The 9,628-nt window shown below is 67.4% G+C and carries 5 protein-coding genes; 2 read left to right on the top strand and 3 right to left on the bottom strand.

The genetic code is table 11. From position 1 onward, the window contains the following. Positions 1–16 precede the first annotated feature (16 nt). Positions 17–907, top strand: coding sequence for a formyltetrahydrofolate deformylase (gene purU, locus QF206_RS06740; protein ID WP_422785366.1), 891 nt, complete (start codon positions 17–19; stop codon positions 905–907). A gap of 78 nt (positions 908–985) precedes the next feature. On the opposite strand, the gene QF206_RS06735 is transcribed toward purU, so the two are convergent. Together QF206_RS06735 and QF206_RS06730 are read right to left on the bottom strand one after the other, a co-directional pair. Next, complete coding sequence (locus tag QF206_RS06735; protein ID WP_281488599.1) at positions 986–2,944, bottom strand: ABC transporter ATP-binding protein; 1,959 nt, start codon at positions 2,942–2,944, stop codon at positions 986–988. A 145-nt stretch (positions 2,945–3,089) separates the two neighbouring features. Further along, positions 3,090–4,823, bottom strand: a complete 1,734-nt coding sequence (locus QF206_RS06730) for an ABC transporter ATP-binding protein (RefSeq protein WP_281488441.1) — start codon at positions 4,821–4,823, stop codon at positions 3,090–3,092. 196 nt (positions 4,824–5,019) lie between these two features. Here QF206_RS06730 and QF206_RS06725 point away from each other — a divergent pair, with 196 nt between their 5' ends. Further along, entirely contained in the window at positions 5,020–7,644 is a 2,625-nt protein-coding gene (locus QF206_RS06725; RefSeq protein WP_281488440.1) for a cation-translocating P-type ATPase, read from the top strand. Here the strand turns inward: QF206_RS06725 and QF206_RS06720 are convergent. Next, on the bottom strand, positions 7,641–9,572 hold the full coding sequence (locus QF206_RS06720; RefSeq protein WP_281488439.1) for a heavy metal translocating P-type ATPase: 1,932 nt from the start codon (positions 9,570–9,572) through the stop codon (positions 7,641–7,643). The two genes, QF206_RS06725 and QF206_RS06720, sit on opposite strands and share 4 nt — an antisense overlap. Positions 9,573–9,628 lie beyond the last annotated feature (56 nt).

Raw genomic sequence — 9,628 nt, 5'->3', positions numbered from 1 at the left:
CCAATACCCTTGAGGGGTGACCTCGACTGCCCCTCACGCGGCCGCCGCCGCAGCGCCTTGGCCCAATCACTGGATCCTCACTCTCGTCTGCGACGACCAGCCGGGAATCGTCCACGCCATCAGCGGGGCCATCGTGCAGGCCGAGGGCAACATCACGGAGTCGCAGCAGTTCTCCAGTGAAGACACCGGGCGCTTCTTCATGCGCTTGCAGGTGGAGTCTTCGACCGACCGCGAGCACTTCGAACAGGCGCTTCGGCCGGTGACGGAGCGCTACGACATGACTTGGGCACTCGACGTCGTCGGGCGTCCACTCCGCACGCTCGTGCTGGTCTCCAAGGCGGGGCACTGCCTCAACGACCTGCTCTTCCGACAGCGTGCCGGCCAACTGCCGGTCGAGATCCCGCTCGTCATGAGCAACCATCCAGACCTCGGCGAGCTCGCGGCATTCTACGGAGTGCCGTTCGAATCGGCGCCAGTGACCGATGCCTCACAGAAGGCCGCCTTCGAGCGACGCATCCTCGAGGTCGTCGAGCAGCACGACATCGAACTCGTCGTGCTGGCCCGCTACATGCAGATCCTCTCCCCGGAGCTGTGCGATGCGCTCGAGGGCCGCGCCATCAACATCCACCACTCGTTCCTGCCCGGCTTCAAGGGCGCGAACCCGTACCGGCAGGCGCACGCCCGCGGCGTGAAGCTCATCGGCGCGACCGCCCACTTCGTGACCAGCGACCTCGACGAGGGCCCGATCATCGAGCAGAACGTCGTGAGGGTCGACCACTCGCAGAGTCCCGCCGAACTCATCTCGATCGGGCAGGACGAAGAGAGCCGCACGCTGACGCAGGCGGTGCGCTGGTTCGCCGAGCACCGCGTGCTGCTCGACCGCCACCGCACCATCATCTTCAAGTAGCGCGTCTACGACTGGCGCGCCACGGCCGAGCTGTGAGCGGCGGATGCCGGAGGCCGAGCCCCCGGCATCCGCCCTCGCTCAGGTCTGCGAGGTGGTCCCCGTCAGCGTCGGCACGGCGCCGGTGGGCGCGCCCGCGCCCGTGTCGGCTTCTTCACCGCCGCGGAACTGCGACATGTAGAGGTCGTAGTACGCACCGCGGCGCTCCAGCAGCGTCTCGTGGTCACCCTGCTCGACGATGCGACCCTGCTGCATCACCAGGATCGTGTCGGCGTCGCGGATCGTCGACAAGCGGTGGGCGATCACGAACGAGGTGCGATCGGTGCGCAGCGCGGCCATGGCGTGCTGCACGAGCAGTTCCGTACGGGTGTCGACCGAGGAGGTGGCCTCGTCGAGGATCAGCAGCGACGGATTCGCGAGGAATGCGCGCGCGATCGTGATGAGCTGGCGCTCGCCGGCCGACACGCTGCCTCCCTCGGCGTCGATGATCGTGTCGTACCCCTCGGGCAGCTGCCGCACGAAGCGGTCGACCATGGTGGCCTCTGCCGCTTCGACGACTTCCTCATCGGTCGCGTCGAGGCGGCCGTAGCGGATGTTCTCGCGGATCGTGCCGCCGAAGAGCCAGGCGTCCTGCAGCACCATGCCGATGCGCGAGCGCAGGTCATGCCGCGAGAGGTCGGTGATGTCGACGCCGTCGAGCAGGATCCGCCCGCCGGTGAGCTCGTAGAAGCGCATGACGAGGTTGACCAGGGTCGTCTTGCCGGCACCGGTCGGCCCGACGATCGCGATGGTGTGCCCCGGCTCCGCCGAGAACGAGAGGTCTTCGATGAGCGGATGCTCGGGGTCGTACGAGAACGTCACGTGCTGGAACTCGACGCGGCCGTCGGTGCGGGCGGGCAGCGTCGCGGTGGCGGTCTCAGGCTGCTGCTCATCGGCATCCAGCAGTTCGAAGGTGCGCTCGGCCGAGGCGACACCCGACTGCAGCATGTTCGCCATGCCCGCCATCTGACCGATCGGCTGCGAGAACTCGCGCGAGTACTGGATGAACGCGGTCGCGTCGCCGAGCGTCATCTGCCCCGAAGCCACCCGCAGCCCGCCGACCACGGCGATCAGCACATACGACAGGTAGGAGACGAAGGTCATCGATGGCATGATCATGCCCGACACGAACTGGGCCCCGAACGACGCCTTGAAGAGCGACTCGTTGCGGCGGTCGAACTCCTCGAGCATCTCGCGGTCACGGCCGAAGGCGCGAACGATGTCCTGCCCGGAGAACGATTCCTCGATATGACCGTTGAGCGCTCCCGTGTTCTTCCATTGCGCGGTGAACAGCTTCTGCGAGCGCACCCCGATCACACCGGCGATGATGCCGGAGAGCGGTAGGGCGATCAGCGCGATCAGCGCCAATTGCCACGAGACGATGAACATCATCGCGGCGATGCCGACGACCATGAGCACCGATTGCACGAGCTGCGAGAACGCCTGCTGCAGCGCGGCCTGGATGTTGTCGACGTCATTCGTCACGCGCGACATGAGGTCGCCGCGCTGTCGGGTGTCGAAGTAGCTCAGCGGCAGCCGGTTCAGCTTCTCCTCAATGTCCTGCCGCAGGCCGTAGACGGCGCGCATCACGAGTCCGTTGAGCAGGTAGCCCTGCAACCACATGAGCACCGACGCGACCGTGTACATGGCGAGCACGACGATGATGAGCCGGCCGAGTACCGCGAAATCGATGCCCTCGCCGGGCACGACCGATGTGCCCTGCAGCATGTCGGCGAACTGGCCGTTGCCGTTGGCGCGCGCCTGCTCGATGACCTGGTCGAGAGTCAGGCCCGCGGGCAGTTGAGCTCCGATGATGCCGTTGAAGATGGTGTCCATCGCCATGCCGAGGATCTTCGGCGCGATGACCGTGAGCACCACGGAGATCGCGACCAGCGCGACCACGACCAGCATCGCCGCGCGCTCGGCGCGCAGCAGGCCGAACAGACGCTTCGCCGAGGGCCAGAAGTGCTTCGGCTTCTTCGGCGGAGTGCCGCCGAACATGTCGCCGTCGGCCTCGGTCGGCACGAACTCCTCCGCGAACTCCTCACCGGCACCGTCGGATGCCGCATCCTTCTCGGTCTCGTCGATCACCGTGTCGCCGCCCACGCTTGAGCGACGGCCGCCGTTGCGCATGCGCCTGGCCATGTCACACCACCTCCGCGCTCAGCTGCGACTCGACGATCTCCTGGTACGTCGGGTTGTCGGCGAGCAGTTCCTCGTGAGTGCCTGAGCCGACGATGACGCCGCCGTCGAGCACGATGATCCGGTCGGCATCGACGATCGTCGAGACCCGCTGCGCCACCACGATCAGTGCGGCCTCGCCGGTCACGCGACCGAGCGCCTCACGCAGACGCGCGTCGGTGGTCACGTCGAGGGCCGAGAATGAGTCGTCGAACAGGTACACCTTGGGCTTCGCGAGCAGGGCACGAGCGATCGACAGCCGCTGGCGCTGGCCGCCGGAGACGTTCGAGCCGCCCTGGGCGATCGGTGAGTCGAGCCCCTTCGGCATATCGCGCACGAAGTCCTCGGCCTGCGCCACGCGCAGCGCCTCCCAGAGGTCGTCATCCGAGGCGTGCTCATCGCCCACGCGCAGATTCGACGCCACCGTGCCCGAGAAGAGATACGGCTTCTGAGGCACCAGGGCCACCGTGTCTGCCAGTTGCCTGCGGGTGAGCTCTGCGACGGGCACGCCACCGATCGTCACCTCGCCCTGCTGGGGATCGTAGAGGCGGGGCACGAGCGCGACCAGCGTGGTCTTGCCCGCGCCGGTCGAACCGATGATGGCCGTGGTGCGGCCGGGTTCCGCCACGAAGCTGACGTCATCGAGCACGGGGCGTTCGGCGCCCGGGTAGCCGAAGGTGACATTGCGGAACTCGACCCGTCCCTCGGTGGGGCTCGGCACCCGTTCCGTCTCAGGAACGACCTGGTGCGTCTCGGTACGCAGCACCTCGTCGATCCGCTCGGCGCAGACGACGGCGCGCGGAATCATCATCACCATGAAGACGCCCATCATGACCGCCATCAGGATCTGCAGCAGGTACTGCAGGAACGCGGTCAGGGCGCCAACCTGCATCTCGCCGGCATCCACCCGCTCGCCGCCGAACCACAGCACCGCTGCGGTGGCGAGGTGCAGGATCATCATGATCGCCGGGAACATCAGCACGAACAGGTTGCCGACTTTCACCGACACATCGGTGATCGCCTTGTTCGCACGGCGGTAGCGATCCGACTCGAACGGCTCTCGCACGAACGCCCGCACGACGCGGATGCCGGTGATCTGCTCACGCAGCACGCCGTTGATGCCGTCGATGCGGTCTTGCATCAGCCGGAACAGCGGCATCAAGAAGTAGACGAGCACGCCGACCACGAGGGCGAGCGTCGGCACCGACACCCACACGAGCCACGACAGGCCGAGGTCTTCGCGCAGCGCCATGATGATGCCGCCGATGCACATGATCGGGGTCGACACCATGAAGTTGAGCGTCATCAGCACCAGCATCTGCACCTGTTGCACATCATTCGTGCCACGGGTGATCAGCGTTGCGGCGCCGAACCGGTTCACTTCGAGCGCGCTGAGGGAATCGACCTTGCGGTACACCCAACGGCGAAGGTCGCGCCCGACAGCCATGGCCGTGCGAGCGCCGAAGTAGATGGCGGTGATCGCTGCGGCGGCCTGCACGAGACACACGGTGAGCATCAGCATCCCCGTGTTCCAGATGAACTCGAGGTCGCCGGAAGCGATGCCCTTGTCGATGATCTGAGCGTTCAAGCTGGGCAGATAGAGCGCGGCGATCGTCGCGATGAGTTGAAGGACCACGACCGCTGCGATCCACGCGGCGTACGGGCGCGCGGCACGCAAGGTCAACGAGAGCAGTGCCAAGAGTGTTCCTCGAGAGTGAGCGCGAGAGCGCAGCGCTGGTGATGGTGTGGGGACCGCGCATTGGAGGCCGCGCGGCCGTGCGGCCCAATAACACTACTGCGGAACCGAGCGCAAGGCTCGGATTCCGAGCGCGCTCACAATGATCTCTCTACTCTCGTAGCAAGCGTTCCCCAGACGCTGTGGAGGTTGGTCTCCGGTGCCGCAACCGCTCGCTTCGCAACGGCCCGAATGGCACGCGCTCGACGGCGAGCGCGTGCGGGAACTGCTGCGCACGCCCGATAGCGGTTTGACAGCGGTGGAGGCCGAAGAACGACTCAGCGACTACGGGGCGAACGCGCTGCCGGTCGCCCCGCCGACCCCATGGTGGCGCGTGCTGGCTCGACAGTTCGTCAGCCCTCTCATCGCCATCCTGGCGATCGCCGCAGCCATCACCGCCGCTCAGCAGCACTGGGTCGATACCGCGGCGATCGGGATGGTGCTCGCCCTGAATGCCGCGCTCGGCTTCGCGCAGGAGCGGAAGGCGGAGCACGACGTACGCGCTCTTCAATCGCTGGCGAGCACCAATGCGCTGGTGCTCCGCGATGGGGTCGAGCACGTCATCGAGTCGGCAGCGCTCGTGCCTGGGGACCTCGTGAAGCTCGAGAGCGGCGCTCAGGTGCCCGCCGATCTCAGACTGATCGCCGTCAACGGCCTGAGCATCGATGAATCGATGCTCACCGGTGAGTCCATCGCGGTCGCCAAAGGGGCCGACCCGGTAGCCGCCGATGCGGCGACGGGCGACCGCCTCAGCCTGGCGTTCAGCGGGACGTTCGTCACCTCGGGCCGCGGCACCGGGATCGTGGTGGCGACTGGCGCCGAGACGCAATTGGGCGCGATCAGCGGCCTCGTCGTCGGCCGCGCGAGCAAGACGCCCCTGCAGAAGCTCACTCATGCACTGGAGCGCCGTATCGGACTGATCGTGCTCGCCACGATCGTCTTCGTGTTCGGCGTCGGGTTGTTGAGCGGATACGCCGTCGACGAGATGTTCCGCACTGCGGTGGCGCTAGCCGTCGCGACGATTCCGGAGTCGCTGCCCATCATCCTCACGGTCGCGATGAGCGTCGGGGTCTCCCGGATGGCGAGACGCGGGGCCATCGTGCGCACTCTTCCCTCGGTCGAGACGCTGGGGTCGACCACGGTCATCGCGTCTGACAAGACTGGCACGCTCACCCAGAATCGATTGACGGTGGAGCAACTCTGGACCGCGCACGGCTTCGAGTCGCCCACGGGGCCGCTCAGCGACCTCGCGCTGCAGACTCTGCGTGGCGGCGCGCTCACGAACGAAGCCCAGCGCGGTCACGACGGAACGCTCCACGGGGATGCTGTCGACGTGGCCATGGCGGAGGCGGCGCTCGCCACGGGCGCCGTTCATGAGACCGAGCGCGCGGCCGATCCTGTCGCTCACACTCCATACGAACCGCAATTGCGCTACTCCCAGACGGTGCGACGACGAGCCGACGGCCGATCCGTGCTCTACGTCAAGGGGTCGCCCGAGACCCTGGCAGCGATGAGCACATCGCTCTGGGGCGAGGAAAACGGGTACTCGCCCGGCAGGGTGCTCGAGGCGAACGAGACGATGGCGCAGGAGGGGTTGCGCGTCATCGCGGTGGCGTTCCGGGTTCTGGAGCCTCATGAGGACGCGACGGCCGCGCTCGCCGACCCTGCCGGGCTGACCTTGCTCGGCATGGAGGGCATGGCCGACCCTCCTCGGCCGGATGTCGCAGCCGCCATCGCCGACTGCCGTCGTGCGGGCGTCGCTGTGAAGATGATCACGGGGGATCATCCGATCACGGCAGAGGCCATCGCCCGGCGCCTGGGCATCGAGACATCCAGCCCGCCCCTCACCGGCGCCGAGATCGCCGTGCTCAGCGATGACGAACTCGCTGCTCGCTTGACGAAGACCAATGTCGCAGCGCGCGTCTCGCCGCAAGACAAACTGCGCATCGTGCGCATCCTCGAGGACGGCCCGGACACCGTGGCCGTGACCGGCGACGGCGTGAACGATGCGCCCGCCCTCAGGGCCGCGGCGATCGGGGTCTCCATGGGGCGGTCGGGCACTGACGTGGCCCGGGAGGCATCCGATCTCGTGCTCACTGACGACAACTTCACCACGATCGTGCACGCCATCGAGCAGGGTCGGGTCACGTTCGCAGCGATCCGAAAGGCCACGTTCTTCCTGCTGTCGAACGGCGTGGCCGGTGTCGTCGCGCTCTCCATCAACTTGATCCTCGATCAACCGCTGATCTTCCTGCCGGTGCAGATCCTCTGGATCAATCTCGTCACCTGCGGCATCCAGGACATCGCGCTCGCGCTCGAACCCGCGGAGGGCCGCGAGTTGCATCGGCCACCCCGTTCGCGAACCGAGGGCGTGCTCTCGCGAACGCTGTGGATCCGCACCTTCGTCACGGGAGTGTGGATGGGCGCCTTCGTCGTGCTCGTGTACGGGTGGGCGCTGCACCAGGGCTACGACGACCAGCGGGCGCGAAGCCTCGCGATGGTGACGTTCGTGCTCTTCAACTTCTTTCAAGTCGGCAGCGCCCGCGCCGAGTACAAGTCGCTGTTCGCGCTCAGCCCCTTCCGCAACAAGGTGCTGCTTGCAACGGCGGTGGGGGCCGTCGTGCTGCTCTGGGCAGTGATGAGCTGGCCCGTCTCAGCAGAGCTGCTCGGGCTCACTCAGCTGTCGTGGGCGGAATGGCTGGGTGCTGGAGCGGTCGCATCGACAGTGCTGATCATCGTCGAGCTGGAGAAGCTCGCGCGCCACATGCGCGGCGCATCTCGCTAGCGCTCGAGCGCCTGGTCGACGCCCGATCTCGCCTGGTCTCGCGTGGTCGCCGGCGCCGCACCCTGGCTCACGCCAGCCAAGCGGCGGTCGCGACCCGGCGCGAGCGCCCGAAGAGCGGCGACGATGGTCACCAGGTCGATGACCTCTTGCAGCGTCGCGCCGACGATCGCGGGCAGCAGCCCGAAGGCCGCCACGACCATCAGCACGACGCTCAACGCGATCCCGATCCAGATGCTCTGCAGCGCGATCGCTACGGTGCGGTGCCCGATGGCGACGGCGGTCGCAACACGGCTGAGGTCGTCGATCAGCACCACGACGTCGGCCGATTCGCTCGCCGCTGTCGAGCCACGCGCGCCCATCGCGATGCCGACGTCGGAGACGGCGAGCACCGGCGCGTCGTTCACACCGTCGCCGACCATGACCACGGGTTTCGGTGTCGCCCCCTTCACGATGCGCACCTTGTCCTCGGGAAGCAGGTCGGCCGCCACCTCCGTGATGCCGATCTGGGCGGCGATCTGTCTGGCGGTCGCCTCAGTGTCACCGGTCAGCATGAGCGTCTCGGCCACGCCGAACCGCGTGAGCGCGTCGAGCGTGTCATGCGCCTCGTGGCGCAGCCTGTCGCGCAGCACCACCGCGCCCGCGTAGCGGCCATCGACGCCGACATACACGGCGAGTTCACCGGCGCCGAGCTCGACCGGGTCGAAGCTGCCGGTGTTCTCGGCCACGAACCGCGGCTTTCCGATCACCACTCGACGACCGTCGAGCACGGCGGCCACCCCGTTGGTCGCGACCTCGCTCGCGGACTCCGCCGCGATCAGGGTGAGACCGCGCTCGTTCGCCGCACGCATGAGCGACTCGGCGAGCACATGCGACGAGTACTGCTCGGCCGAGGCGACAAGCCGGAGCAGCTCCGCGTCACCGATACCCGTGCCGGGTGCCGGCAGGATCGAGACCACCTCGGGCTGGCCGTGAGTGAGCGTCCCAGTCTTGTCGAATGCGACGGTTCGGGCTCTGGCGAGCCGCTCGAGAGTGCCCGCGTTCTTGACGACGACACCCGCCTTCGCCGCACGACTCATCCCCGCCATGAACGCCACGGGCGCGGCGATGAGCAGCGGGCAGGGAGTCGCGACGACCAGCACTTCGGCGAATCGCACCGGGTCACCCGAGACCAGCCAGGCGACACCGGCGATCGCATACGCGACGAGCGTGAACGGCAGCGCGTAGCGGTCGGCGAGCCGCACGATCGGGGCTTTGCTCTCGGATGCCTCGCGCACCAGGTCGATGATCCGCTGGTACTGGCTGTCGGCCGCAGAGGCGGCGGCGCGCACTCGGATCGCCGAGGATCCGTTGACCGAGCCGCTCAACAGCAGCTCACCTTGGTGTCGCTCGACCGGCAGGCTCTCCCCGGTCAACGACGACTCATCGACGGTCGCCTCGGCGCTGACCAACTCGCAATCGACCGGCACGATCTCAGAAGGACGGATCAGCAACTCGTCGTCGGGCTCGACATCGCCGACGAGGATGTCGCGAACCCGCGTCTCGTCTCCGTCGACGATGAGGTGCGCCTGCTGCGGCACTCGCTCGAGCAGCGCATTGAGCTCGCGCTTCGCGCGCCCAGCGGCATAGTCCTCGAGCGCCTCGCCACCCGAGAGCATCAAGACGATGACGAGGCTCGCCCAGTACTCGCCGACTGCCACGGTCGCGATGATCGCGGTGACCGCCAAGAGGTCGAGCCCGATCTGGCCCGACAGCAACGAGCGGACCATGCTCCACCCCGCGCGGGCTGCCACGGCGAGGGTGTAGACGCTGACGATCCAGGGCACAGCGGCGGCAGCATCCGTTTGTGTGAGCACGAGCGACACCGCGCCGATGGCGAGCGTGATCGCCACTACGGGGTAGTGACGCACCGCCTGCCCGAACCACCGCATGACTCAGTTCTACGCGCACCGGTCGCCGAGTTCCAGCAAGCTCAGGCTTGCCTCAG

Source organism: Ruicaihuangia caeni (assembly GCF_029952955.1).
Taxonomy (GTDB): domain Bacteria; phylum Actinomycetota; class Actinomycetes; order Actinomycetales; family Microbacteriaceae; genus Ruicaihuangia; species Ruicaihuangia caeni.
This window is presented reverse-complemented; position numbering and strand designations above follow the sequence as displayed.